Origin of the sequence: Methylobacterium sp. WL1 (assembly GCF_008000895.1) — a bacterium.
In the GTDB taxonomy this organism is placed as follows: Bacteria; Pseudomonadota; Alphaproteobacteria; order Rhizobiales; family Beijerinckiaceae; genus Methylobacterium.
Genome location: NZ_CP042823.1, coordinates 1981426 through 2006195 on the forward strand (window position 1 = coordinate 1981426; position 24770 = coordinate 2006195).

Here is a 24770-nt window from a genome sequence, read left to right on the forward strand (position 1 = left end):
AGTTTCAAACACTTGGCGGGGTCGCGAAGTGCCCGGAAACGCCGTTGTGGGGGTGAGGGTACAGCTGGACGGCGTTGCTGCGAAAGAGATGTGCAGGGCCGTCACTCAATCAAGAAACCGCGGTGCCCGGAGCCGAGCGACCGTCAACCCTCGTTCGGCTCCGGCCGGATGGCTGGCGTCCGAAGTGAATCTGGCCCGTCAGTGCGTCGGTGGGGGTGGACGCGACTGCGGCTGGCGCCGGCTGTGCGCCGGCCGGGAGTAGGGCGGCAGGCGGTCGTCCCATCCGGTCGGTGCAGGTTTCGGAGAAACATTGCGTTGTCCGGGGCGTGGTGCGCAGGCGTATCCACCGCTCACATCTGCAGCGATGGCACCGATCCCTCGTGCGGTCGTCGGTCGTCGGTCGTAGTTACGTGCGAGCCGCCACCCTCATGTCCCGCTGCAGCGATTGGCCTGCGAAGACACCGCGCCGTCCCGTCTCGGCAGTCGGCACTGCCAGGGACGTTGGTCGATGCCGACGCATCAGAATGTGAGAGCATGGCGAACTCGCACTTGATCAGTCCGGCGTTGCCTCGTCTCGCTCTTCGAGGAGCCGGCGCCAGACCGGAACATAGTTCGGGTCGAGCCTGGCGCGCCGCTCGCTCATGAACCGGCTGAACGAGAACGTCGTCGACATGACAGCGTCGCCGATCGCCAACCGCAGCCGCCTCTGCCCCGCCTCCTCGAGGTCGTCCGTCTCCCGCAGAAGGCCCTGCACACGGTATAGGTCGACTGTGCCCCCCGCGATCAGCGCGGAGGCGTCCGCTGGATGATCGATGGCGTCCGATCGACACCATAGCCAGAGCAGATGCTCCGCGCTCGCGAGCCGCGCTGGGATGCCGAACCACAGGCGGGTGATTGCCTCCGACAGCAGACCCGCCTCGATCGCGCAGGCGCAGGGCCGCAGCGTCACCTCGATGGGCCGCGGGCACAGCTTCGGGTCCATGTGCGCCGCGAACCGCACCCGTGTCGCCTGAACGAGATCCGCGGCACGCTCGCGCCCGTCCGCGCCGAGGTCGGCGACGATCTCGATCACGCCGACGTACCGCGCCTGCTCGTGCAGCGTCAGCGCGATGCGGCCGACAACGGCGTAGACGTAGCCCTCCGCATTGAGCCGCTCGACGATGTCGCGGAAGATTGCCGGCAGCATCCCCGGCGACGGGTTGCTTAGGTCGTGGCAGTCGACGAGGAGCGCCTCGATGTCGTCTGAGCTACCTCCCATGATGTGTGACCTCTGGATCAGGTGAGGGTGCGGTAGTGCGCGTCCGAGCGCACCGCGTGGTGCTCCCCGGCGAGGCCGAACAATCGCACCAGTTCAGCGATCGTCTTCGGGCTCTGCAGGTGCCGATCGGCGTAGAGCGTGAACAGTGCGGGCTTGCGCATGTACACCACCCGTCCGCGGGGGAACGCCTCGTACTCGTGGCTCGCGATAGCCGCCGGCAGGCCGCGGCGGCGCAGCATCGTGGCGCCCAGCTTGCGCCAGGCCTCCCAGACCTCGTGGTGCCCGCGCGGGTGGGTGAGGCAATTGCCGTAGACCTCCGCCTCCGCCAGGGGCGTGCGGTCGGTGACCAGCACGGTGCGCCCGCCCTCCGGCACGCCCCAGAAGATACCGACGCTCGGTGCGACCATCGCATCTTGAGGGAGGGCGGGGTTCGGGCTGGCAGTGGTGTCCATGATCATAACGCCCCCCATCAGTACACGAACTCCCAGTCGATCTTGCGGACCGGCGCGGTCGCGTCGGTTAGGGCGGCAGAGCACATCACGACGATGTCCTGCCGGAGATAGCCGTCTCGGCGATGACGAGGTGCGCGTCCCCTGGGTCGTCCGTGCTGAGTGCATAGACCTGCAGGCCGAGCTTGCTCTCACCCCGCCCCTGGAAGCAGCCCTCCAGCGGCGACTGTGCGAAGGCTGGCAAGGTCAGGAGCGTGGCCAGAGCGATCAATCTGAGCGCACGTGGCCTCGCACGGGCGGACCAGGGTGGTATTAGGATAGCGCCGATGACGATGGCGACGGGCATGAAAGTGAGTCTCCGCGGCTCACCCGGAGCCGATGAGAGAGTTTCCCGCGAGCCCCGCGAAAATTTACAGCTGTCTGTTTATTTCGGCGCGGCCGGCCGACGCACGGCGAGCAACGGCCGCTGGAGAAGGTAAGCGTGTGGTCGACGCCGATAATCTTCAGCTGCGCATCGTGCAGCGCCTCGGGCTTGGGTACGACGGCAATGAGGCTGAGCCCTGAAGTGCAAGCAGCTCAACATCTCAGTGAGTATGTCAGCGCTATTAGGGTGTGCGCTCAAGCTTCCGGCAGAACGTGGTGGTCGCGGTCGAGGCTGTCCCCGGCGGCTGGGCCGCACTCCCCGGTTGTCTCATATTCCTCCCCATCCGCTTATACGCACACGAGTTATACGCACACGTGTACTGGACAGCGTGCAGAGCGCGATGGTGGACCTGCTCGATCGCGAGACCGAGGCGCTCACAGTACCGACGGGCGATCTGCTCGACGCGCTTTGAGGACGTGCCAGCGCCTGAATTCTTTCGAAGGGACGAAACCCAACTCCCGCCTTACCGATGATCGTTGTTGAATATTGGAGGCATCAAGCCCCCTCCCCTTCGTGTGACGACGAAGCACTGCTATAAAATCATGGTCTGCACGGCCTACATGGTCTGCACGGCCTACATGGTCTGCACGGCCTACATGGTCTGCACGGCCTACATGGTCTGCACGGCCTACATGGTCTGCACGGCCTACATGGTCTGCACGGCCTACACCGAAAATGAAAAAAGATTTTAGCTCAGACCGCCTGAACCCTGTCCGAACTCGACCGACAGTATCCAAATCAACCCAAAACTTAATGTGGGCTGCAATGAGGGGGGTATGCTAGGCTTAGCTCAAAAGCTCAACGAATTGAGATACTTGTAGGGTTGAATGGCGGAGGGAGCGGGATTCGAACCCGCGATACGGTTTCCCGTATACACACTTTCCAGGCGTGCGCCTTCAACCACTCGGCCACCCCTCCGACCGCAGACAGGGCGCCCGGGCACCGAGGCGCCGGACGCGACCAGGGCCGCGCGGTGGGGTGCTGTTAGCCGGGTGCGCCGCCGGGCGCAAGCGGCGGACCCTGAGCGAGACGAAAACCGTCCCGCTCAGCGCGTCTCAGGCCTCCGGGTCGAGGTGGAAATGCACGCTCTCGACGTTGGCGCGCTCAAAAGCCTGCATCACGTGCTGGTAGGAGCGCTCCATCTCGGTGGCGTCGTCGCCCGGGGTGTCCTCGGGCTTGAGCACGAACATCAGGAGCGAGCGCCCGGTCACGTCGTAGCCATTGCCGAACGGGAAGCTCTCGACGTCCTGGCTGTCGGGCAGGTTGGTGTCGAGCAGCCGGGTCCAGGCCACGCCGTTGGGCGATTCGGGCAGCGTGAACGTCACCAGGTCGTGGTGGGCGTTGAACATGATCAGCAGCGTGGCGTCGCCGCCCCGGCGGTGCAGGCCGGTGGCCTGGGCACGCCCGTCGAGCTGGACCGCGAACGCCTTCGCCGCCCCCTCGGACCAGTTCTCGCTGGCCATCTCGCCCCCGTCCGGGCGCAGCCAGGTCACGTCCTTGACGCCGAACTCCTCGTCGTACTGCCCGGTGAGGAAGCGTCCGCGGCTGAGGATCGGCAGGGCGTTGCGCAGGATGACCAGGCGCTGGGTGAACTCCGCGAGATCGCGCTCCTCGTCGCCGATCGCCCCCCAGTCGAGCCAAGAGACCTCGTTGTCCTGGCAATAGGCGTTGTTGTTGCCGTTCTGGGTGCGGGCGAACTCGTCGCCGGCGAGCAGCATCGGGGTGCCGCGCGACAGGAACAGGGTCGCCAGCATGTTGCGCATCTGGCGCAGCCGCACGGCCCGGATCGCCGGGTCCTCGGTCGGGCCCTCGGCGCCGTAATTGTACGAGAGGTTGTGCGAGTGGCCGTCGCGGTTGCCCTCGCCGTTCGCCTCGTTGTGCTTCTCGTTGTAGGCCACCGTGTCATGCAGGGTGAAGCCGTCATGGGCGGTGAGGAAGTTCACCGAGGCCCAGGGTTTACGGCCGCGCTTGTCGAACTTGTCGGCCGAGCCCGAGACCCGGGCGGCGAGGTCCGGCAGCAGGCCGGGATCGCCCCGCCAATAGGCGCGCACGTCGTCGCGGAACCGGTCGTTCCACTCGGCCCAGCCCGGCGGGAAGCCGCCGACCTGGTAGCCGCCGGGGCCGCAATCCCACGGCTCGGCGATCAGCTTGACGCCGTTGAGCACCGGGTCCTGCCGGCAGGTGTCGAGGAAGCCGCCGCCCTCGTCGAAGCCGTAGGGCTCACGGCCGAGGATCGTGGCCAGGTCGAACCGGAAGCCGTCGACCCGCATCTCGGTTGCCCAGTAGCGCAGGGAGTCGGTCACCAGCTGCAGCACCCGCGGGTGCGACAGGTTGAAGGTGTTCCCGGTGCCGGTGTCGTTGATGTAGTAGCGCGGCTCGCCCGGTAGGAGCCGGTAGTAGGAGGCGTTGTCGACGCCCTTGAACGACAGAGTCGGGCCCTTCTCGTTGCCCTCGGCGGTGTGGTTGTAGACCACGTCGAGGATCACCTCGAGGCCGGCGCCGTGGAAGCGCGAGACCATCTCCTTGAACTCGGAGAAGGCGAAGTCCGGCACCGCCGCGTAGCGCCGGGCGGGGGTGAAGAACGAGATCGTGTTGTAGCCCCAGTAATTCACCAGGTTCTTCTGCTGCAGGTAGTCGTCCTGCACGAAGGAATGCACCGGGAGCAGCTCCACCGAGGTGACGCCGAGGCTCTTGATGTAGTCGAGCACGTCGGGCGTGCCGAGGCCGGCATAGGTGCCGCGCAGCTTCTCCGGAACCCGCGGGTCGAGCTTGGTCATGCCCTTCACGTGGGCCTCGTAGAAGATCGTTTTCTCCCACGGCACGTTGGGCTTGCGGTGCCGGCCCCAAGTGAAGGCCGGGTCGATCACCCGCGAGCGGCGGTTGAACGGCGCGCTGTCGCGCTCGTCGAAGGTCAGGTCGTCGCCCGATTCCATCTGGTAGCCGAACAGGGCAGGGTTCCAGGTGATCGAGCCCACCAGTCCCTTGGCGTAGGGGTCGATCAGGAGCTTGTTGTGGTTGAACCGGTGGCCGGCCTTCGGCTCGTAGGGGCCGTGGACCCGGTAGCCGTAGATCGTGCCGGGCCGCGCATCCGGCAGGTAGCCGTGCCAGATCTCGTCCGTGTATTCGGGGAGCTCGATCCGCTCGATCTCCTTCTCGCCCTGGTCGTCGAACAGGCAGAGTTCGACCTTGGTGGCGTGGGCCGAGAACAGGGCGAAGTTGACGCCCAGCCCGTCCCAGGTGGCGCCGAGCGGATAGGGCTGGCCTTCCTGGATGCGCGTGCGGGTCGCGCGGGACGAGTTTGTCGAACGGGTCGGGTCGGCCATGGGAGCTCCGGTGCTGGCAGCCCGGAACGCCGGCCGCGCGTCGCGGGACGCCTCGGCCGGTGACCCCGGACTGCAACGCAAACGTCCCGGGAACAGCGAAGCTCCCGCCGGGGCGGGCGAATTTTTGCGGTGCGGTTCGGGCCGGCGGGCCCCGCCTCTCGCGCCGCGTGCCGGATATCGGAACCGGCACGCGGCGCGAGTTTTTCGCTGCGCATCGTCGTTTTCCGAAAGCCGGAATCCACCCTTTGGGACGATGCCCTAGTTCGCGTTCGGAGCCGGCGCGGTGAAGCTGCGGTCGAGCACCCGGCCGACGTCGAGCCGCTTGGCCAGGATGCCGTAGCGGGTCGCGCGATCGGACGCCTCCTGGACCTCCGCGACCACGCCGTCGTCGATGTTGATCGGGCTGGTCCGCTGCGCCGCATAGGCCGCCAGCAGCACATCCTCCGGCAGGCGTGTCAGGGCGGCGGTGCTCTTGGCGTATTCGGGGAGATGGTCGAGCGACCACAGCCGGGCCCTGTTCAGGCGGTCCAGCAGGTCCTGCACGGCCGCCCGCTTGGTGGCGATGGCGGTGTCGGAGGCGACAATGAACGTGATGGTCGGGGTCAGGCCCGCGCCGTCGGCGATCACCCGGGCGTTGTCCTTGCGGGTCGCGAACGAGACGTAGGGCTCCCAGACCGCCCAGGCATCGATCGAGCCGGCGACCAGGGCGACCTTGGCGTCCACGGGGTTGAGCGGCGCGAAGGTGGCGTCCTCCAACCTAATCCGCGTCTTCTCCAGGGTCGCGTCGATCAGGAACTGGCCCCAGCCGCCGCGGGTGCCGGCCAGGCGCTTGCCCGCGAGGTCGGCGTCCGACCGGATCGGGGAATCCTGGCGGACCAGGATCGCATGGCTCCGCGGGTCCGATTTCGTGCCGCCGACCGCCTTGATCGGGGCGCCGGCCGCGTAGGCCGTGAGCAGCGACAGGTCGCCGGTATAGCCGACATCGAGGGCGCCGGCATTGAGCGCCTCCAGGATCGGCGCGGCGGCGGGGAATTCGACCAGGCGATCGTGTAGCGCAGGTCTTTTCCGAAGCCGGAGATCTTCAGCAGCGCGCGGTTGCCGCCCTTCTGGTCGCCGACCCGCAGCATCACGGGCTCGGCCGCGCAGGACGGGGCGGCCGCCGACAGCATCAGGGCGGCGGCGAGCCAGGCGGCCGCGTGCCGGCGGGTCGTTCTCGGGGCGTCAGAGAGGATGCGCATGTCGCCCGTTTCGTTGCCCGGCGCAGCGTGCGCGAGGGGTCCAGCGGAGCGGCCAAGTCTATGGAAGCGCCTGCGGCGAACAAGGAAACGACACTCCGTATTGCGGGCACATCGGGTGATGGCGGTGTCGGGTTTCGTCGCGCGAGAGAAGATACGTGTCGTTGCGGCGGGCCTCTCTCACCCAACCGGGTCTTCGTGAGGTGCGTTCGCGCAGCGGAGGTTTCGAAGGAGCCCTCCAGCCGGCCGCGCGATCCCCGGAGGGCTCCTTCGAGGCTCGGTGCGCTCGCACCTCAGGATGAGGGGACTGGGTGGGAGCGGCCCTCGTCCGATGACCAGCCCTCAGCCTCCCTGCCGCCGGGCTCCGGCAGCCTACACCGCAAAAGCATCCGCCAGATACGCCCGCACGAAGCCCGGCATCCGAGTCGCCTCCGGACCGTCGGCCGCGCGCGACACGTGGATCCCGGCGAGTTCCGGCTCCGCCTCCCGGCGGCGGTGGGCCTCGATGCGGGCGCACAGGGCGTCGGCCGTCTCCGGGAACCGCACCGGGCGCAGGAAGGCGAGCTGCCCCTCCCCGGCCAGCAGCACCCAGTCGGTCGCGGCATCCGCCGGCAGCGCCAGGCCGGTCTCCTCGGCGAGCTCCCGGGCGGCGCTGCCGGCGAGGTCGACGGTCTCGCCCCGCACGTCGTCGAGGTCGGGCGTGCCGCACGGGAAGTAGAGCTGGCCGGCATTGGCCGTATGGGTGCCCATCGCGCCGAGCAGCACCCCACCGTCCAGGCTCCCGGGCACGATCGCCGCGAAGGCGTTGACCACGCCGGCTTCCGTGCGGCCCCGGTCCCGGTAGGCGATGAAGCTGGAATAGCGGGCGGCAAACAGGTCGACCCGAGCGATCCCGTCCGCGACCGACCAGGCGCGGGCGAGCAGCACGGTGCCGTCGAACATCCCGGGGCTGCGGGCGCGCCGCGCCTGCCAGTGTTCGGCGATTTCCGCTTCGTGGTCCCGGGCGAACGGCCAGTCATGCGCGACGAGTCGCGCCGTGACCCCGGCGAGCCGGGTGATCCGGAAGCCGTCAGACACGCAAGGTCCCGTCCGACACGATCACGGCCGAGCCGCCGATCTCCACCGAGCGAAGGGCGCCGGCCGCGATCGTGAGCTGGAGCGCGATGGCGCTCGGCCGGCCCATGGCCTCGCCCTGCTGGATCGCCACGTCGTGGGTGCCGTCGCCCAGGGTCTCGAACTGCATCAGCACCCCCGCGAAGGCGGCGGCCGCCGAGCCGGTGGCGGGATCCTCCGCGATACCGAGATGCGGCGCGAACATCCGCACCCGCCAGCTCTGGCCCGTCCCCTCGGGGTCTGGCGCGTAGAGGTAGAGCCCGTCCTGCGCCTCCGGTCCTCGCGCCGGCTGGGCGGAATCGAGCGCCGCCACCGTGGCCACCGGCACGCAGGTGAAGGTCGGCCCGACCCCGTGGCGGCTCGGGACGTGCCGGCCGGTGCAGAGATCGCCGGGCTCGAGCCCGAGGAGCGGCGCGAGCACCGCCGGCTCCGGGCCGGCGCCCAGAAATTCCGGCAGGGCCGGCAGCTTGAACCGTGCCCGGCCGCCGCTGCCGTCGGACAGCGTCTCGACCACGCAGGGCACGATCCCGATCCGCTCCTCCAGGCCGAAGGCCCGGGCATCGCCCCGGGACGGGTCCTCCAGGGCGAGCAGCACGGCGCTCCCCACGGTCGGGTGGCCGGCGAACGGAAGCTCGTGCCGCGGCGTGAAGATCCGCAGACGCGCCCGCTGCCGCGCGTCGGTGGGCGGCAGCACGAACACCGTCTCGGACAGGTTGAACTCCGCCGCGATCGCCTGCATCGCGGCCGTGTCGAGCCCCTCGGCGTCGCGCACCACGGCCAGCGGGTTGCCGGCGAATTTTTGGTCGGTGAACACGTCGAGGGTGACGAAGCGGCGCGCCATCGTGTCGGTCCTCCGGGGGGCGCCCGCGACCGGCTGGCGGCTGCGGCGCGCTTTGCTAAGGCTGTGCGAACGCCCGACTCGATCCGGGCGGCGCGGTCCCAGAGCCTAGCCCAGTGCGGCACCGCTTCCCAGGCCGCGGAGACGGGAGGGAGCCATGCCCAACACGGAGCACGCCTACGCGGTCACGGTGACCTGGACCGGCAACACCGGGGCCGGCACCCGGACCTATCGCGGCTACGACCGCGCCTTCGAGGCCGCCTCCCCGGGCAAGCCGGTGATCACCGGCTCGTCCGACCCGGCCTTCCGGGGCGACCCGGCGCGCTGGAACCCGGAGGACCTGCTGGTGGCCTCGCTCTCGGCCTGCCACAAGCTCTGGTATCTCGGCCTGTGCGCGCAGGCCGGGATCGTGGTGACGGCCTACGCCGACACCGCCGAGGGCCGCATGACCGAGGAGCCCGGCGGTGCGGGCCAGTTCACCGCGGTCACCCTGCGCCCGCGCGTGACCGTCACGGCGGAATCGGACGCCGCCGCCGCCCTGGCGCTGCACCACCGGGCGCACGCGCAATGCTTCATCGCCCGCTCGGTGAACTTTGCGGTGACGCACGAACCGACCATCGTGCGGGAGGGCGTGGATTGAGGGCGTGCGCGATTCGGCCCCTACACCGCCTCGACCAAAAAGGTCTCGGTCGGGGTCACGTATTCCGCCTGCGCGGCCACGGTGAGGATCTCCCGGGAACCCGCCGCCGCGGTGCGCTTCAGGAGGCCGTAGACCGAGGCGGCGGCCGCGCCCAAAGCCGTGGCGGCCGAGCCGGTGCGGGCGTAGTGGACCAGGAACAGGGCCGCGATGCAGTCGCCCGCGCCGTTCACCGCGATGGCGAGGCGCGGGGTGCGGACCCGGAACACCCGGCCCTCCGCCCCGGCCAGCAGGTCGATCCGGTCGGGCGGCGTGTCGGCGCAAAGCGCCGAGGTGACCAGCACCACCCGGGGGCCCCGGGCCTGGAGCGCCGCGATCGCGGCCGCCGCCTCCGGCAGGGTCCGGCTCGGCAGGCCGGTGAGCCGGTCGAGCTCGAACTGATTGGGGGTGAGGATGTCGGCCGCCGGCACGGCGTGGTCACGCAGGAACGCCTCGATCCCGGGCCGCACGTAGACGCCCTCCGCGACGTCGCCGATCACCGGGTCGCAGCAATAGAGGGCCTGCGGGTTCGCGGCCCGCACGGAGGCCACCGCCTCCAGGATCGCCGCCCCGATCGCGGCCGAGCCCATGTAGCCCGACAGCACCGCGTCGCAGCCGGGAAACACCCCGCGCTCGCCGATGCCCCGCACCACGTCGCGGATCATGTCCGCCTCGAAGATCGGGCCGCGCCACGCCCCGTAGCCGGTGTGGTTGGAGAACTGCACCGTGTGCACCGGCCAAACTTCGACCCCGAGCCGCTGCATCGGGAACACCGCCGACGCGTTGCCGACATGCCCGTAGGCGACGTGGGACTGGATCGACAGGACGTTCAACGCGGGTGATTCCCGGTGCCGTGAGGAGAGCCGCTGCTGTCGGCGATCCGGCGCGCGGGCGCAAGCGCGGGGGCACGCACGGGAGGCGCGCACGGGGGCACGCCGCGAGCGGCGCGGTTCGGACGGCCGGCCCGCCTCGGTTCGGCCCCCGCGGCCGGCAGGCGGGCCGGACCGCGTCCCGCTCGGCTCGACGGCGGGGAGCGGATCAGGGCGCGCGGCAGCGCATGGCCACCGTCGCCTGCGTGACGCTCAGCGCCCGGCGCCGCGTCTCCAGCGAGGCGCCCGGCGCGTCCGAGACGGACGCGGCCTCCCGCTTCAGCGTAGCGTCGCAGGCGCAGGAGCTGTAGCCGGCGGCGTCGTAGCAGGCGTCGTGGCGCATGCAGGCGGCATCGAGGGCGTCGATCGGGGGCAGGCCCTCGCCGCGCTGGCCCGTGCCGCAATAATTGCCGTGGAACAGGTCCTCGCCGGCCGCGACCTTGCCGAGATCGCCCTTGGGCGGCGCCGGCGCCTCCGCCTGCCCGCTCGGGTTGAGGTCGTTGGCCGGGCCGCCAGCCTTGGAGCCCGACGCCCGCAGCGCCTTGGGGATGCCGGAGCGCTCGCCCGGCTCGTTGAGCGCCTCGCCCGCCCGGCCGTTCGGATCGGACAGGTCCGGCAGCGGCGGCGGCGGCCTGGGCGGGGCTCGTCCGCCTCCAGGGTGGTATACGCCTCACCGGCGACGGCCTGCGCCCGGACATGCTGCGGGACGGCCAGGAGCAACAGCCCGAGGAGGACGAGAAGGGTGGGTCTCACGGCAGGCTCCCGAATGCGGAGCCAGCAATGCGGAGCGCGACTGTTCCGTTCCGAAGTCGGTCTGCGCAGCGGGGCCGGGTCGGGGGCGTCCTGCGCGGTTGGGGCCGAGCCCCGAGAGGCCGCCAGCACGGCGCGCCCGGTGCCGACCCGTCTGCGCCCGCCGATGCCCCGGACCGTGGCGCGGATTGTTTCCGCGTCGAAGACCGGGCGTCAGTCGAGATGGTTTGAGAACGGGACGGTGTGGACCGGCCCGACCTCGACCCCGCGCCGCTGCATCGGGACCATCGAAGCCGCGTTGCCAATCGGGCCGTAGTCGACGTCGGACTAGATCGACAGGGTGTTCAACGCCGGTGATTCTCGGATCGCGGGGGAGAACCGCCGCTGCGGGCGATATTGTCCTAGATCTTGGTTTAAAACATAGCCTGCATATCTAGCAGTAATTTTGTAAAATTAGTTTGTCCGTATCTTATAAGGCGCCATCGGGACTAAATAAATCCGTTTGCTTCGGAGGGCGATCGGGAATGAAGCGCATGACCTTTTTAATTTTGTAAGTTGGTTGTTTGGCGTTATTGTCGGAGTCAAAAGGCGTGATTATTTCCAACACAACTTGGTACGTATCCTCTGATAGTGCGCCGCCTCTTTCCAGTGTATCTTGTGCAATTGTTGTCGCAATAATGTCTGCGTGTATGGTTTCCAGCCCAAGGCGAAACCGCCAGTTTATTGCGCTTGCATCGTATACCGGCGAATAAACGCTTAGCCATGCGGGTGTTTCTTCAACGTCTGGCTCGTTGGCCTATTTGCTTTCTTCTATGCCTTCACACAAGATGCGGCGATATTGGCAACCTCTTCGGGTGTGAAATTTTCCGGCGTATCCTCTTCATTCCCAGAAACACGCATTGTTTCAAAGCCATCATGCCCCAGTGGCAAGAAAGCATCCTGAGTTGCTTGAAGCGCCTTTGGATTTTTTGACAGGCTATATATTTCTGGTGTCAGGCAAACCATATTGTCATTGCCTTTTATTGTGGCTTTTATAATTCCACGCGGGTCGGATCCGACTCTTTCTTCTATAATATCTTGGCCTTTTTCCGCCCGAGATATTTCAAAAAATTTATTTAGCCTGTTGCAAGCCCAACTCCATATAGCGGACATTTCGGAAGGCCGATCTATACAAGTAGTTCTCTCGCGATTTTTACTTGATCCAGGCCGAGAAATTGCTTGATTTGATCGTAAAAACCATTGATCAGTTCAATATTTATGTTGAAGCATTTGTGCTCGAAATCTGAGACAAATAAAACTTTAGTTGTGGATTTTTGCCATTAAACTCTGTATTAGCCTCGAGCAGCAGTCGGCCAAAAGCCAGCAGCGCTGGCGCCAAGTTCCGGACATCAATAGAGTGGTCGTCCGCACGAGAGGGGCCATCGTAAGCAACTAAGAACTCTTGCCGGCTCATCGGCACGTCTTCGGCTTGAGCCATTTGTACCCCTCCTTCACAGACAGCGAAGAGTGCAAATCGCGTTTAAGTTGTCCATCCATGACGTGGCCGGATTCAGCAGGAAGCTTAACCGCTGTGATAAAACTGCTGCAGGCTCCTTATGGAGCTATCTATAGCACGCGAACAAAGGATGAACAAACTGGCGGATTACCGATCCCTGCAATGCCGGCTCTGGATTTGCCGTCGGTAGCAAGAACAATCGCAAAGGGCGATCAATCAATATGTCAGGTTCATAGGCTGGTGCTCCCGCCCCTACTCCCAAGCCTAGTTCAATCACCCAAAACCCTTGTCCCCGGCCCTCTCCCGCCTCAGATGGGTTCGATCCCCGCCGCCCCCGAGCCCGATGGACATCGAAGCCCTGCGGACCTCCACCCTCGCCTTCGTCGAGGCGCACAAGGTCTGGACGCCGCTGATCGCCGGGGGGCTCGCCTTCTGCGAGTCGATCGCGATCCTGTCGCTGTTCGTGCCGGCCACCGTGATCCTGATCGGCATCGGCGCCCTGGTCGGGGGGGCCGACATCCCGCTCTGGCCGGTGATCGGCGCCGCCGCCCTGGGGGCCGCGCTGGGGGATTGGCTCTCCTACGAGGCCGGGCGCTGGGTCGGGCCGGGCGCCCGCACCAAGTGGCCGTTGCGGCGCTACCCCGACCTCGTCGCCAAGGCGGAACGCTTCATCGGCCGCTGGGGTATCGCCGCGGTGGCGCTGGGGCGCTTCTTCGGGCCGGCCCGGGCCCTGGTGCCGCTGCTCGCCGGCACCCTCGGGCTGGCGCGGCTGCCGTTCCAGCTGGCCAATGTCGGCTCGGCGCTGGTCTGGGCCTTCGTGCTGCTCGCCCCCGGGGCCGGGCTGCTCGCCTGGCTCGACCGGTGATCCGGTCGGCCCGCTGATGCGCCGCTTCCCGCCGGAGCGCATCGTCTGCCTCACCGAGGAGACCGTCGAGACCCTGTACCTTCTGGGTGAGGAGGACCGGATCGTCGGCGTCTCGGGCTACGCGGTGCGCCCGCCCCGGGTCCGGCGGGAGAAGCCCCGGGTCTCGGCCTTCACCAGCGCCGACATCCCAAAGATCCTGGCCCTGGCGCCGGACCTCGTCCTGGCGTTCTCCGACCTCCAGGCCGACATCGTCGCCGATCTCGCCCGCGCGGGTATCGCCGTACACCTATTCAACCAGAGGGATGTGGCGGGCTGCCTCGCTATGGTCCGCACCCTGGGGGCCCTGGTCGGGGTCCCGGAGCGGGCGGACGCGCTCGCACGGTTCTTCGAAGAATCCCTGCATTCCGCCGCCGCACAGGCCCCGACCCGGCCCAGACTTCGCGTTTACTTCGAAGAGTGGGACGCGCCGATGATCTCCGGAATCGGCTGGATCTCCGAATTAATCGGCTTCGCCGGCGGCCAGGACGTGTTCCCCGAGCTCAGCCGACAGCCGGCCGCGAAGGACCGGATCGTCACCCCCGACCAGGTGATCGCCGCCGCCCCCGACGTGATCCTGGCCTCCTGGTGCGGCAAGAAGGTCAACGTCGACCGCATCCGCGCCCGCCCCGGCTGGGACGCGATCCCGGCGGTGCGGACCGGCCGGATCCACGAGATCAAGGCCCCGCTGATCCTCCAGCCGGGCCCCGCCGCGCTCACCGACGGGTTCGCTGCGATCCAGGCCTTCCTGGCTTAAGCCTCTGAATTCAAGTGGATGTTCATTCCGGGTGGCGGGGGCGATGCCGCGCCGCAGGTGACGGATCGGTCGCGGTTCGGCAGGATGTCCCGATTCGACACAGGCGCATCCCGCAACCGCATGTCCGCTTCCCTCGGCCTCCCCGCGCTCCCGGCGGGCGCCACGATCCTGCCCCCCGACCGGCGGCAATCGCCCACCGCCCTGCGGATCCAGCGCGGCGTGCGCCGCCTGTTCTCCGAGATGGGCTGCGTCACCCTGCCGGAATTCTCCCTGGTCAACGGCCGCCGCGCCGACGTGATCGCCCTGTGCGGCGCCGGCCGGCTCACCATCGTGGAGATCAAGTCGAGCGTCGCGGATTTCCGCGCCGACAGAAAGTGGCCTGATTACAGGGACTTCTGCGACCGGTTCTTCTTCGCCATCCCCGAGGACGTGCCCGAATCGCTGATCCCGGAGGCATGTGGCCTGATCGTCGCCGACGGCTACGGCGCCGGCATCCTGCGGGAAGCCCCGGAGCACCCGCTCAGCGGCCCCCGCCGCAAGGCCGTCACCCTCCGCTTCGCCCACAGCGCCGCCCGCATCCTCCACGCGCTGGCCGACCCGGGCGCGGTGCGGGAAGGGGCGCTTTGACGAGGGATCTCAACGGGTAAGCGCTTTGGGGGGCGGTGGCGGAGCCCCGGGACCTGCAGGGCTTTGCTCTGTACCCACAACAGGTCTCGGACCTTTTGAAACCCTGACGTTTTCGTGAAGACTGCGCTATGGGCGGGTGATGACGCCCGTTGCCCTGTTCGAATTGATTCTTGCGCTCCTCGGGGCGGCCCTTCTGCTGTCGCTCGCAGCCGGACGGCTCGGGTTTCCCCCGGCCGCCGCCCTGGTGCTGGGCGGCATGGCACTGGCGGTGGCACCGGGCCTGCCGGCCTTCGATCTCGATCCGGACCTGATCATGGTCCTGTTCCTGCCGCCGCTGCTGCTCGAATCGGCCTATTTCACCGTCTGGCGCGACTTCCGCGCGAGCCTCGGCGCGATCCTGTCGCTCTCGCTCGGGGCGGTGCTGTTCACCACCCTGGTGGTCGGGCTCGTCGCCCACGCGGTGGTGCCGGCCCTGCCCTGGGCCGCCTGCTTCGCGCTCGGCGCCATCGTCTCGCCGCCGGACGCGGTCGCCGCCAAGGCGGTGCTGGCCCGGGTCGCCCTGCCCCGCCGGATGGTCACGGTCCTGGAGGGCGAGAGCCTCGTCAACGACGCGTCCGGCCTCGTGCTCTACCGGTTCGCCGTTGCGGCGGCGCTGACCGGTAGCTTCAGCGTCTGGGCGGCGGCGGGCAGCTTCGCCTGGCTGGCGGTGGCGGGTATCGCGGTCGGGCTCGCCTGCGGCCTGGCGGTGAACGCGCTGGTGCGGCGCCTGCACGATGCCAACGCCGTCGCGGTACTGAGTTTCCTGGCCTCCTACGCCGCCTATCTCGCCGCCGAGGAGGTCCACGCCTCCGGGGTGCTCGGCGTGGTCGCCTGCGGGCTGATGATGGGCGGGCGCGAGCACGAGACCTTCGACGCTCATGTCCGGCGTCACGCCGTGTCGGTGTGGGAATTCGTGGTCTTCGTGCTGGAGGCTCTGGTCTTCGTGCTGATCGGGCTGGCCCTGCGCGGCGTGCTGGCCCGGTCCGGGGGCGACCTCGGCGCGCTCGCCACCGGTCTGCCGCTGGCGGTCATCGTCACGGTGGCATGCGTGACCGCGCGGCTGCTGTGGGTGTTCCCTGCCGTCTACCTGCGGCGGACCCTGTCGGCCCGGGTTCGCGCCCAGGAGCCCCGCCCGGACCCGCGGGTGCCGCTGATCATCGGCTGGGCCGGCATGCGCGGGGTGGTGACCCTGGCCGCTGCCCTGGCACTGCCGGTGGACTTTCCGGGCCGTGACGCGATCCTGGTGGCGGCCTTCGCGGTGATCCTGTTCACGGTCCTGATCCAGGGCACGACGCTTGGTCCGCTGATCCGGTGGCTACGCCTCGACCCGCGCCAGAGCCTCCCGGAGGGCCATCTCGACGCCGCGATGGCCCGGGTGGTGATGAACGAGGCCGGGCTCGGTGCCCTACAGCGGCTGGTGGCGCCCGGGTCCGGCGCGCTGCAGCATCCGCGCCTGGTCGAGGAGTGCCGTCGCCGGGTGCGGGCATCGTCCCGGGACCGCGACGAGCGTGGGGCGCTGGCCGCCGAGAAGACCGAGCATTTCGCCGCCGCGCTGCTCGCGGTGCGGTCCGGGCGCTCGGCGCTGATCGCCCTGCACCGGGAGAACCGCATCCACAGCTCGGTGTTGCGGGCCCTGGAAGGGGAGATCGACCTGGAGGAACTCCACCTGAAGCGCCTGGCCGGCGAAGCGCCGGCGCACGGCGCCGTCTAAGCCCGAACTCCGAGCGGAGCGTCGGGGTTCTCGAGGCTATGCGCTCGCGCATCCTGCCGGATGTCGGAACCAGCACGTTGCGCTGGCATCTGGATCCGCAACGTCTTCGTCCGAAAGCCGGCGGCCGCCTTTCGGAACGATGCCCTAGCGGGTGGTGCAGGCGTCGGTCGGGTTGCTGTAGCCGCTGTAGACGACCCGCACCTTGCGCAGGCAGGGGGCGGCCTCCTTGGGCGCCGCCACGGGGGAGACCTCCACCGGCTCGACCCGCAGGCTCGCCGTGACGGTCGGCTCCTCAGGGGTCGCCAGCGCGCGGCTGGCGCTCATCACGAACGGGGTGGCAACCATCGCCGAGACGGCGAGCGCGGCCAGGACGGCAAAGTTCTTGCGGCCGAAATCGTGACGCGTGCGAGCCTGATGCATGACTGGTGGTCCGTCGTATTCGGCAGCGCTGAGGTGCCGAAATCCCCTGTTTGCGGCGATAACTTGGCCGCGAACTTGACGGTTCCCGCTATGCCGAGAAAACGGCCCCGCTTGCGTGCTTCGCCACACAACCGGGGCGCCCGTGCGAAGGATTCAGACGATCTTACGGTACTGCACGAAGCCCGACCGCTCCGCGATCCGGTCGTAGAGCAGCATCGCGTCGGTATTGGTCTCATGGGTCAACCAATGGACGCGTGAGCAGCCGGCGGCTTTTGCGGCCGCGTAGACATGCGTGATCAGCCGACGGCCGATTCCCGCGCCACGGACTGTGTCCGCCACGAACAGGTCCTGCAGGTAGCAGTAATCGCCGATCGTCCAGGCCGAGCGGTGGCGGATGTGGTGGACCAGCCCGACTGCCTCGGCGCCCCGCCAGGCCAGGGCGCCGTCGACCGGTTCGGCCGGGTCGTTGAGGCGGGCCCAGGTGCAGTCCGTGACGGCCTCGGCGATCTCGACCTTGTAGAAGGCTTGGTAGCCCCGCCAGAGCGGCAGCCACGCCGCCCGATCCTCCGGGGCGATCGGGCGGATGGCGATGGTCTCCGGTTCGAGGGTCATGGTCCGCGTCTCCCGCATGGCACAGGGGGGAACTGACCACCCTCCGTACCCCGGGCGCAAGCGCAACCGCGCCCGCCCCGCTGGCCCTTCGTCTTGCACCCCCCCGCCGCCCGCACCTAAACCGGCCCGCCGACCCCCAGACCTGCATCGCCGAGCCGTCCCCGCCTATGTCCCACAAGAAATCGTTCCAGGGGCTGATCCTGACGCTGCAGGAGTTCTGGGCCGCGCAGGGCTGCGTGATCCTCCAGCCCTACGACATGGAGGTCGGCGCCGGCACGTTCCATCCGGCGACGACGCTGCGCGCGCTCGGCCCGAAGCCCTGGAAGGCCGCCTATGTCCAGCCGTCGCGCCGGCCCAAGGACGGCCGCTACGGCGAGAATCCCAACCGGCTCCAGCATTATTACCAGTTCCAGGTGATCCTGAAGCCGAACCCGCCCAACCTCCAGGAACTCTACCTCGCCTCCCTCGACGCGATCGGGGTCGACCTGAAGCTCCACGACATCCGCTTCGTCGAGGACGATTGGGAGAGCCCGACGCTCGGCGCCTGGGGCCTCGGCTGGGAATGCTGGTGCGACGGGATGGAGGTCAGCCAGTTCACCTACTTCCAGCAGGTGGCGGGCTTCGAATGCGCGCCCGTGGCCGGCGAGCTGACCTACGGCCTCGAGCGGCTCGCCATGTACGTCCAGGGTGTCGAGAACGTCTACGACCTCGACTTCAACGGCGCCGAGGGCGCGGACCGGATCACCTACGGCGACGTGTTCCTGCAGGCCGAGCAGGAATATTCCCGGCACAACTTCGAGGCGGCCGACACCGCGATGCTGTTCCGCCAGTTCACCGACGCGGAGGCCGCCTGCCGGTCCTATCTCGACGCCGGCGCGCCTGCCGCCGAGACCGAGCGCCACCGCATGGCGCAACCGGCCTACGACCAGTGCATCAAGGCGAGCCACGTCTTCAACCTGCTCGACGCCCGCGGGGTCATCTCGGTCACGGAGCGTCAGAGCTACATCCTGCGGGTGCGGGAACTCGCCAAGGCCTGCGGCGCGGCGTGGCTCAAGACGGCGGCCGGTGGAGCCCCTTGAGCCCTCGCGCGTTGCAACCCCCGCCAATCGGCGCGTTTCGGCGCGTCCGCAGACGCGGGAATCCCATGATGAAAAAGACCCTCCTCGCCCTCGGCGTCCTCGCGTTCGGTCTCGCCCCGGCGCTCGCGGCCGATCCCGGCCCGGAGGCTGTGGTCAAGAAGCTCTATGCGGAGCCGCGCCCGAATCACTCGGCCGTCTACACCAAGCGCCTGCAGGGCCTGTTCGACGCCGACGCCAAGCAGGCCAACGGCGCCACCGGCAGCCTCGACTTCGATTACCGCCTGAACGGCGAGCCCCTGAAGCCCGATACCGTGAAGGCCCTGACCTTCAAGGAGGCCACGGAGGGCAAGGACCAGGCGAAGGTCACGGTGGAGCGCAAGGGTGGGGACGGCTCGAAATCCATCGTCTTCGACCTCGTGCGCGAGGACGGCGCCTGGCGGGTGTCGGATGCCCACGCGATCGGCGATCGCAAGTGGCAGCTCACCACCATCCTGAAGGGCGAGGCGCAATAAGAGCTTCTCACGAAACTCCCGATCACCGGGAGTTCTTCTCTGGCAGCGACGGCGCAGCGGGAGATTTGTGAGAGGTTCTCAGGACGGCCCCGGCCGTTCGACCCTCGACAGGCCAGCGGCGCGGCGATATGGCCGCGCCATGCCCGACCTCCTGCTCGAACTCCGCTCGGAAGAGATCCCCGCCCGCATGCAGCGGCGCGCGGCGGAGGATCTGAAGAAACTCGTGACCGACTCGCTGGTCGAGCGCGGCTTCCTGTACGAGGGCGCCAAGGCGTTCTCGACGCCGCGCCGCCTCGCCCTGCACATCGCCGGCCTGCCCGCCCGCGGCGAGGCCGTGCGCGAGGAGCGCCGCGGGCCGCGGGTCGGCGCCCCCGAGGCCGCCGTCCAAGGCTTCCTGAAGGGCGCCGGCCTTGCGAGCCTGGACGAGGCACAACGAATCACCGACCCCAAGAAAGGGGAATTCTACCTCGCGGTGATCGAGCGCCCGGGCCGCGAGACCCTGGACGTGCTGGCCGAGCTCCTGCCCGAGATCATCCGGAGCTTCCCCTGGCCGAAGGCGATGCGCTGGGGCGCGGCGTCCGCCCAGCCCGGCGCCCTACGCTGGGTGCGCCCGCTGCAATCGATCGTCGCGACCTTCGGGCCGGAGACCGAGACCCCCGAGGTGGTGTCGTTCGCCGTCAGTGGCATCGCGGCCGGGACTGTCACCTACGGCCATCGCTTCCTGGCGCCCGGACCGATCGAGGTGCGCCGGTTCGACGACTACATCCAGGCCCTGGAGCGCGCGAAGGTCATCCTCGACGCCGACCGGCGCAAGGATGTGATCCTGCACGATGCCCGCGACCTTGCCTTCGCCCGCGGCCTCGACCTCGTGGAGGACGAGGGCCTGCTGGAGGAGGTGTCCGGCTTGGTGGAATGGCCCGTGGTGCTGATGGGCTCCTTCGACGACGCCTTCCTCGACATCCCGGCCGAGGCGATCCGGGCGACCATCCGGGCGAACCAGAAGTGCTTCGTCCTGCGCAAATCCGGCTCGGAGGATCTGGCCCCCGCGTTCATCCTGGTCTCGAATCTTTTGGCGTCTGACGGCGGCCAAGCGATCACGGCCGGCAACGAGCGCGTGGTGCGGGCGCGCCTGTCGGACGCAAAATTCTTCTGGGAGACCGACAAGGCGATCCGCCTGGACGACCGGCTGCCCAAGCTCGACAGCATCGTCTTCCACGAAAAGCTCGGGACGCAGGGTGAGCGGATCGCCCGTATCGCCGCCCTGGCGAAGGAGCTGGCGCCCCTGGTCGGGGCCGACCCGGCGCTCGCCGAGCGCGCCGCCCGCCTCGCCAAGGCCGACCTCGTCACCGAGATGGTCGGCGAGTTCCCGGAGCTTCAGGGCCTGATGGGCCGTAAATACGCGGCGCTCCAGGGCGAGCACGGAAGCGTCTGCGCCGCCATCGAGGAGCATTACAAGCCGGTCGGCCCCTCCGACCGGGTGCCGAGCGATCCGGTCTCGATCGCCGTGGCGCTGGCCGACAAGCTCGACACGCTGGTGGGCTTTTGGGCAATCGACGAGAAGCCCACCGGCAGCAAGGACCCGTATGCGCTCCGACGGGCGGCCTTGGGGGTGATTCGGTATGTGCTCAATGGGCTCCGCCTGAATCTTGTTAACATTTTCGACGCGCATTCTGATCTGGTTGGCAAGTCTATAAACGCGACAGCAAGTGCCAAAGCGTCTCCTGGAGGCAATGCTGTCGGGCATGGTCGTGGTCTAATCGATTGGGGCGGACGAACTGCAGATATCAGCAGCATTGATCTTCTCGCCTTCTTCGCCGACCGCCTCAAGGTCTACCTGCGCGAACAGGGCGCCCGGCACGACTTGATCGACGCGGTCTTCGCGCTGCCCGGGCAGGACGACCTGCTGATGGTGGTGCGCCGGGTCGAGGCCCTGCAGGCCTTCCTGGAGACCGAGGACGGCAAGAACCTGCTGGCCGGGGTCAAGCGCGCCTCGAACATCCTGCGGATCGAGGAGAAAAAGGACGGCCGCGCCTACGATGCCGCGCCCGATTCCGCGCTGGCCGCGTCCGGTGAGCCGGCCGAGCGGGCGCTCGCCGAGGCCCTGACGGGCGCCGCCGCGACGGCATCGCACGCTATTGCGAACGAGGACTTCGCCGGCGCGATGCGGGCGCTCTCGACCCTGCGCGCGCCGGTCGACGCCTTCTTCCAGGATGTTACCGTCAACGCGCCCGATCCGGGCTTGCGCGAGAACCGCCTGCTGCTGCTCAACGCGCTACGCGCCGCGACCCGCGCGGTGGCGGATTTCTCGAAGATCGAGGGATAGCACCCCTTCTCCCCGCAGGCGGGGCGACGGGACGCGCGGCCCCCGTCCCGTCACCCATGATCGTGCCCGGCATGGTCGTCCACCTCCGGCAGGGTCAGCCCGAAATGGGTGACGAGATCCGCCACCTGTCCCGGGCTCAACTGCCGCGGGTTGAGGTTGCGAAGTAACAGATAAAGCTTGGCGGTCTCCTCCAGCTCCTCGGTGGCGAACACCGCGCCCTCCAGGCTGTCGCCGGCCACCACCGGACCGTGATTTGCGAGCAGCACCGAGCTGTACCGGCCCGCGAGCCCCCGGATCGCGTCCGCCACCGCGGGGTCGCCGGGGCGATAATACGGCACCAGCGCTGTGCCCCCGGTGCGCATCAGGTAATAGGGCGTCAGCGGCGGCAGCACCTGGCGCGGGTCGATCTCGGGCAGCATCGAGACTGCCACCGCGTGGGTGGAGTGCAGGTGCACGATCGCCTTGGCCTCGCCCCGGCTCTCGTAGAGCGCAGTGTGCAGCGGGATTTCCTTGGTCGGCTTGTCGCCCGAGATCAGCCGGCCATCCTGGTCGAGCCGCGAGATCCGGGCGGGGTTGAGGAAGCCCAGCGACGCGTTGGTCGGCGTCACCAGCCAGCCGCCGTCGGGCAGGCGCAGCGAGATGTTGCCGGAGGAGCCCGGCGTCAGGCCGCGCTCGAACAGCGAGCGGCCGTAGCGGCAGATTTGTTCACGCAACGCCGTCTCGCTCATGCGGTCGCTCCCTCGATCAGCTCGAATCCGAGATCGATTCTTTTGGGACTTTCACCCATCAGGCAGATGGCCGCCTGCCGGCCGATCTCCAGGCGCGGGGTGCGCACCGTCGACAAGGGCTGGGGCATCGCCGCCGCGAATTCGAGCCCGTTGAAGCCGAACAGGGCGATCCGCCCCGGCACCGCCAGCCCCGCCGACAGGCAAGCGAAGTAGCCCCCGAGCGCCATGTCGTCGTTGGAGAAGTAGACCGCGTCGAGGTCCGGACGGCGCGCCAGCAGCGTCTCCAGCCCGGCCCGCCCCGAGGCCGGCGAGGACGGCCCCGGCCGGATTTCTCGGGCCTGGAGCGCCAGGCCCGCTTCGCCCAGGGCAGCCTCGAACCCGGCCAGTCGCTTGCCCGCCCTCAGGTCGACCGCAAGGTCGTGGCCGAGATAGGCGATGCGGCGATACCCGCGGAGCGCGAGATGCCGGGCGCTCGCTGCCCCCACCGCCCGGTTGGAGAAGCCGACCACGGCGTCGATCCCGGGCCCGTCCGTGTCGATCATCTCGACCACGCGCACGCCCCCGGCCTTCGCCAGGGCCACGGTCCCGGGATTGTGCTCCAGCCCGGTCAGCAACAGCGCGGCCGGGCGCCAGGACAGCAGCGCGGCGGCCAGCGCCTCCTCCCGGTCGGGATCGTAGTCGCTCACCCCGATCACGCACTGGATGCCCTCGGCCTCCAGCGCCCCGGTCAGCCCGCGCAGCAGGTCGGGGAACACCACGTTGGCGAGGGACGGCACGATCACCCCGGCGAGCTGCGCGCTCGCGCCGGGACCGGCGAGGCTGCCGGCGAGGCGGTTGGGCACGTAGCCGAGCCGGGCCACGGCCTCGGCCACCCGCTCCCCGGCCCGCTTCGAATAGGAGCCGTGGTTGCGCAGGACCCGCGAGACCGTGCTCTCGCCGACCCCCGCCGCCCGGGCGACGTCGGTGAGCGTCACGAGCCGCCCCGGCGGCTGGAATGCATCCATCTCCCGGCCTCTCCCGGCCATTTTCGCGTCTCCGCCTCGCCTCCCACCCAGGGCCCTCATCCTGAGGCATCCGCTGCGCTTCGGCACCTCTGGATGGGGGGTGGATTGGATGCAGGGCTCCCGTTCGGCGGCGCCTTATGCCCCGCCATAGCGGCCTGCATTATTTCGCACAAGCCGGATTGGCAGCGCTGCCAAAAACCGTTACAGCCCCCGTCAGCGCCGCCGGAACGAGCGGTGAAGACCATTATCCGTCCGCCTCCCGCGGGGTGCGGACCAGGGAGTACGCCGATGTCGGTTCAAGCCGCCCCGCTGCGGGGCGCGGCCCTCGCGGACGAGAAGACTTTTACCGACCGCACCTACGCGAAGGTGTTCTGGCGCCTCGTGCCGTTCCTGATGCTCTGCTACGTGGTGGCGTATCTGGACCGGGTGAATGTCGGCTTCGCCAAGCTCCAGATGTCCCAGGAGCTCAAGTTCTCCGAGACGGTCTACGGCCTCGGCGCCGGCATTTTCTTTCTGGGCTACTTCCTGTTCGAGGTGCCATCGAACGTGATCCTGCACCGGGTCGGTGCCCGGGTCTGGATCGCCCGGATCATGATCACCTGGGGGTTGATCTCCGGCGCGTTCGTGTTCGTGAACTCGGAATGGACCTTCTACGGGATGCGCTTCCTGCTCGGGTTGGCCGAGGCCGGGTTCTACCCGGGCGTGATCCTGTACACGACGCAGTGGTTCCCGGCCCATCGCCGCGCCAGGGTGATCGCGGTGTTCATGGCGGCGATCCCGATCTCGGGTATCTTCGGCAACCCGCTCTCCGGCTGGATCATGGACGCGTTCAACGGCGCCCACGGCCTGTCCGGCTGGCAATGGATGTTCCTGATCGAGGCCGTGCCGGCCGTGCTGATCGGCGTCGCCGTGTTCCTCTACCTCGACAACCGTCCGTCCGAGGCCAAGTGGCTGACCGACGCCGAGAAGCAGGTGCTGGCGCGGGACATCGCCGCCGACAATCACGGCAAGGAATCCAGCCCGCACTCGATCGCGACCGTGTTCCGCAACGGCCGCGTCTGGTTCATGAGCCTGATCTACTTCGCCTTCGTCACCGGCCAGTACGGCCTGACCTTCTGGCTGCCGACCATCGTCAAGGCGTCCGGGGTGCAGGGCAACCTCAATATCGGCCTGATCAGCGCGATCCCGTTCCTGTGCGCGGCCGTCGTGATGATCCTGCTGGGCTTGAGCGCCGACCGGATGCGCGAGCGCCGCTGGCATCTCATCGTCCCAGCGCTGGTCAGGGCCGTCGGCTTCGTGGTCTCGGCGAGCGCGGGCTCGACCACGGTCGCGGTGGCGGCCCTTTCGGTGGCGGCGGCCGGCGTGCTGACCTGCTCGCCCCTGTTCTGGTCCCTGCCCACCGCCTTCCTGAGCGGCGCCGGCGCGGCTGCCGGTATCGCGCTGATCAACTCGGTGGGGAACCTCGCCGGCTTCGTCAGCCCCTACGTGATCGGGGCGCTGCGCGACGCCACCGGCAGCACCGCGGCCGGCATGTACGCGCTGGCGGTGATGCTGGTGGTCGGCTCGGCCTGCGTGTTCGTCACCCCGGCCAGGATGGTCAACCGCTGAGGTTCTTTCCCCCCTCTCC

At 68.6% G+C, this 24770-nt stretch carries 23 protein-coding genes, 1 tRNA gene and 2 pseudogenes; 10 read left to right on the plus strand and 16 right to left on the minus strand.

Annotation, left to right across the window (positions count from 1 at the left end; all coding sequences use genetic code 11):
• Window positions 1–553: 553 nt before the first annotated feature.
• The 3 genes from FVA80_RS09800 to FVA80_RS09810 form a co-directional block, all read right to left on the minus strand.
• Window positions 554–1258 carry a hypothetical protein gene (locus tag FVA80_RS09800; protein ID WP_147910507.1) on the minus strand — a complete coding sequence of 235 codons (705 nt, stop codon included), beginning with the start codon at window positions 1256–1258 and terminating at the stop codon, window positions 554–556.
• A 17-nt stretch (window positions 1259–1275) separates the two neighbouring features.
• Window positions 1276–1710 carry a hypothetical protein gene (locus FVA80_RS09805; RefSeq protein ID WP_147910508.1) on the minus strand — a complete coding sequence of 145 codons (435 nt, stop codon included), beginning with the start codon at window positions 1708–1710 and terminating at the stop codon, window positions 1276–1278.
• 85 nt (window positions 1711–1795) lie between these two features.
• Complete coding sequence (locus FVA80_RS09810) at window positions 1796–1978, minus strand: hypothetical protein (protein WP_147910509.1); 183 nt, start codon at window positions 1976–1978, stop codon at window positions 1796–1798.
• A gap of 668 nt (window positions 1979–2646) precedes the next feature.
• On the opposite strand from FVA80_RS09810, the gene FVA80_RS30450 reads away from it, so the two are divergent.
• On the plus strand, window positions 2647–2823 hold the full coding sequence (locus FVA80_RS30450; RefSeq protein ID WP_246692342.1) for a hypothetical protein: 177 nt from the start codon (window positions 2647–2649) through the stop codon (window positions 2821–2823).
• A gap of 136 nt (window positions 2824–2959) precedes the next feature.
• Here the strand turns inward: FVA80_RS30450 and FVA80_RS09815 are convergent.
• The 5 genes and pseudogenes from FVA80_RS09815 to FVA80_RS09835 form a co-directional block, all read right to left on the minus strand.
• Window positions 2960–3049 (minus strand) — tRNA-Ser (locus FVA80_RS09815).
• A 137-nt stretch (window positions 3050–3186) separates the two neighbouring features.
• Window positions 3187–5454, minus strand: a complete 2268-nt coding sequence (gene glgX / locus FVA80_RS09820) for a glycogen debranching protein GlgX (protein ID WP_147910510.1) — start codon at window positions 5452–5454, stop codon at window positions 3187–3189.
• Window positions 5455–5712: 258 nt separating this feature from the next.
• Window positions 5713–6692: pseudogene (locus FVA80_RS09825) on the minus strand (ABC transporter substrate-binding protein).
• A gap of 369 nt (window positions 6693–7061) precedes the next feature.
• Window positions 7062–7766 (minus strand): NUDIX hydrolase, encoded by a 705-nt coding sequence (locus tag FVA80_RS09830; protein WP_147910511.1) that lies wholly within the window; start codon window positions 7764–7766, stop codon window positions 7062–7064.
• A complete protein-coding gene (locus tag FVA80_RS09835) occupies window positions 7759–8643 on the minus strand; it encodes a PhzF family phenazine biosynthesis protein (RefSeq protein WP_147910512.1) in 885 nt (294 codons plus the stop codon). Before FVA80_RS09835 ends, FVA80_RS09830 begins: the two co-directional genes overlap by 8 nt.
• 154 nt (window positions 8644–8797) lie before the next feature.
• Here FVA80_RS09835 and FVA80_RS09840 point away from each other — a divergent pair, with 154 nt between their 5' ends.
• Entirely contained in the window at window positions 8798–9280 is a 483-nt protein-coding gene (locus FVA80_RS09840) for an OsmC family protein (RefSeq protein ID WP_147910513.1), read from the plus strand.
• Window positions 9281–9300: 20 nt separating this feature from the next.
• Here the strand turns inward: FVA80_RS09840 and pdxY are convergent, their stop codons facing one another.
• The 4 genes and pseudogenes from pdxY to FVA80_RS09865 all read right to left on the minus strand — a co-directional run bounded on the left by pdxY (window position 9301) and on the right by FVA80_RS09865 (window position 12412).
• Window positions 9301–10149, minus strand: coding sequence for a pyridoxal kinase PdxY (gene pdxY / locus FVA80_RS09845; RefSeq protein ID WP_147957826.1), 849 nt, complete (start codon window positions 10147–10149; stop codon window positions 9301–9303).
• A 205-nt stretch (window positions 10150–10354) separates the two neighbouring features.
• Window positions 10355–10938: pseudogene (locus tag FVA80_RS32175) on the minus strand (phospholipase A2 family protein).
• An 807-nt stretch (window positions 10939–11745) separates the two neighbouring features.
• The gene (locus tag FVA80_RS09860) at window positions 11746–12087 is read right to left on the minus strand and encodes a hypothetical protein (RefSeq protein ID WP_147910982.1); all 342 of its coding nucleotides are present in this window, start codon (window positions 12085–12087) and stop codon (window positions 11746–11748) included.
• 103 nt (window positions 12088–12190) lie between these two features.
• Window positions 12191–12412: a hypothetical protein gene (locus FVA80_RS09865; protein WP_147910981.1), complete on the minus strand. Its 222-nt coding sequence runs from the start codon at window positions 12410–12412 to the stop codon at window positions 12191–12193.
• Window positions 12413–12773: 361 nt separating this feature from the next.
• Here FVA80_RS09865 and FVA80_RS09870 point away from each other — a divergent pair, with 361 nt between their 5' ends.
• From FVA80_RS09870 to FVA80_RS09885, 4 genes are all read left to right on the plus strand, one after another.
• Window positions 12774–13295 (plus strand): DedA family protein, encoded by a 522-nt coding sequence (locus FVA80_RS09870; protein ID WP_147910855.1) that lies wholly within the window; start codon window positions 12774–12776, stop codon window positions 13293–13295.
• A 16-nt stretch (window positions 13296–13311) separates the two neighbouring features.
• Window positions 13312–14088 (plus strand): cobalamin-binding protein, encoded by a 777-nt coding sequence (locus FVA80_RS09875; protein WP_147910854.1) that lies wholly within the window; start codon window positions 13312–13314, stop codon window positions 14086–14088.
• 120 nt (window positions 14089–14208) lie between these two features.
• Entirely contained in the window at window positions 14209–14715 is a 507-nt protein-coding gene (locus FVA80_RS09880; RefSeq protein ID WP_147910853.1) for an MmcB family DNA repair protein, read from the plus strand.
• A gap of 139 nt (window positions 14716–14854) precedes the next feature.
• The gene (locus tag FVA80_RS09885) at window positions 14855–16465 is read left to right on the plus strand and encodes a Na+/H+ antiporter (RefSeq protein WP_147910852.1); all 1611 of its coding nucleotides are present in this window, start codon (window positions 14855–14857) and stop codon (window positions 16463–16465) included.
• Window positions 16466–16609: 144 nt separating this feature from the next.
• Here FVA80_RS09885 and FVA80_RS09890 read toward each other — a convergent pair whose 3' ends face one another.
• Window positions 16610–16885 carry a hypothetical protein gene (locus tag FVA80_RS09890; protein WP_147910851.1) on the minus strand — a complete coding sequence of 92 codons (276 nt, stop codon included), beginning with the start codon at window positions 16883–16885 and terminating at the stop codon, window positions 16610–16612.
• A gap of 153 nt (window positions 16886–17038) precedes the next feature.
• Entirely contained in the window at window positions 17039–17497 is a 459-nt protein-coding gene (locus FVA80_RS09895; RefSeq protein ID WP_147910850.1) for a GNAT family N-acetyltransferase, read from the minus strand.
• Window positions 17498–17664: 167 nt separating this feature from the next.
• On the opposite strand from FVA80_RS09895, the gene FVA80_RS09900 reads away from it, so the two are divergent.
• The 3 genes from FVA80_RS09900 to glyS all read left to right on the plus strand — a co-directional run bounded on the left by FVA80_RS09900 (window position 17665) and on the right by glyS (window position 21411).
• A complete protein-coding gene (locus tag FVA80_RS09900) occupies window positions 17665–18576 on the plus strand; it encodes a glycine--tRNA ligase subunit alpha (protein ID WP_147855523.1) in 912 nt (303 codons plus the stop codon).
• A 68-nt stretch (window positions 18577–18644) separates the two neighbouring features.
• On the plus strand, window positions 18645–19088 hold the full coding sequence (locus FVA80_RS09905; RefSeq protein WP_147908632.1) for a hypothetical protein: 444 nt from the start codon (window positions 18645–18647) through the stop codon (window positions 19086–19088).
• 139 nt (window positions 19089–19227) lie between these two features.
• Window positions 19228–21411 carry a glycine--tRNA ligase subunit beta gene (gene glyS / locus FVA80_RS09910; RefSeq protein WP_147908631.1) on the plus strand — a complete coding sequence of 728 codons (2184 nt, stop codon included), beginning with the start codon at window positions 19228–19230 and terminating at the stop codon, window positions 21409–21411.
• Window positions 21412–21461: 50 nt separating this feature from the next.
• Here the strand turns inward: glyS and FVA80_RS09915 are convergent, their stop codons facing one another.
• Both FVA80_RS09915 and FVA80_RS09920 read right to left on the minus strand, forming a co-directional pair.
• Window positions 21462–22139, minus strand: a complete 678-nt coding sequence (locus FVA80_RS09915) for an aldolase (RefSeq protein WP_147908630.1) — start codon at window positions 22137–22139, stop codon at window positions 21462–21464.
• Window positions 22136–23143 carry a LacI family DNA-binding transcriptional regulator gene (locus FVA80_RS09920; protein WP_147908629.1) on the minus strand — a complete coding sequence of 336 codons (1008 nt, stop codon included), beginning with the start codon at window positions 23141–23143 and terminating at the stop codon, window positions 22136–22138. The genes FVA80_RS09915 and FVA80_RS09920 overlap by 4 nt, the downstream gene beginning before the upstream one ends.
• Before the next feature lie 288 nt (window positions 23144–23431).
• Here FVA80_RS09920 and FVA80_RS09925 point away from each other — a divergent pair, with 288 nt between their 5' ends.
• The gene (locus FVA80_RS09925; protein ID WP_147908628.1) at window positions 23432–24751 is read left to right on the plus strand and encodes an MFS transporter; all 1320 of its coding nucleotides are present in this window, start codon (window positions 23432–23434) and stop codon (window positions 24749–24751) included.
• Window positions 24752–24770 lie beyond the last annotated feature (19 nt).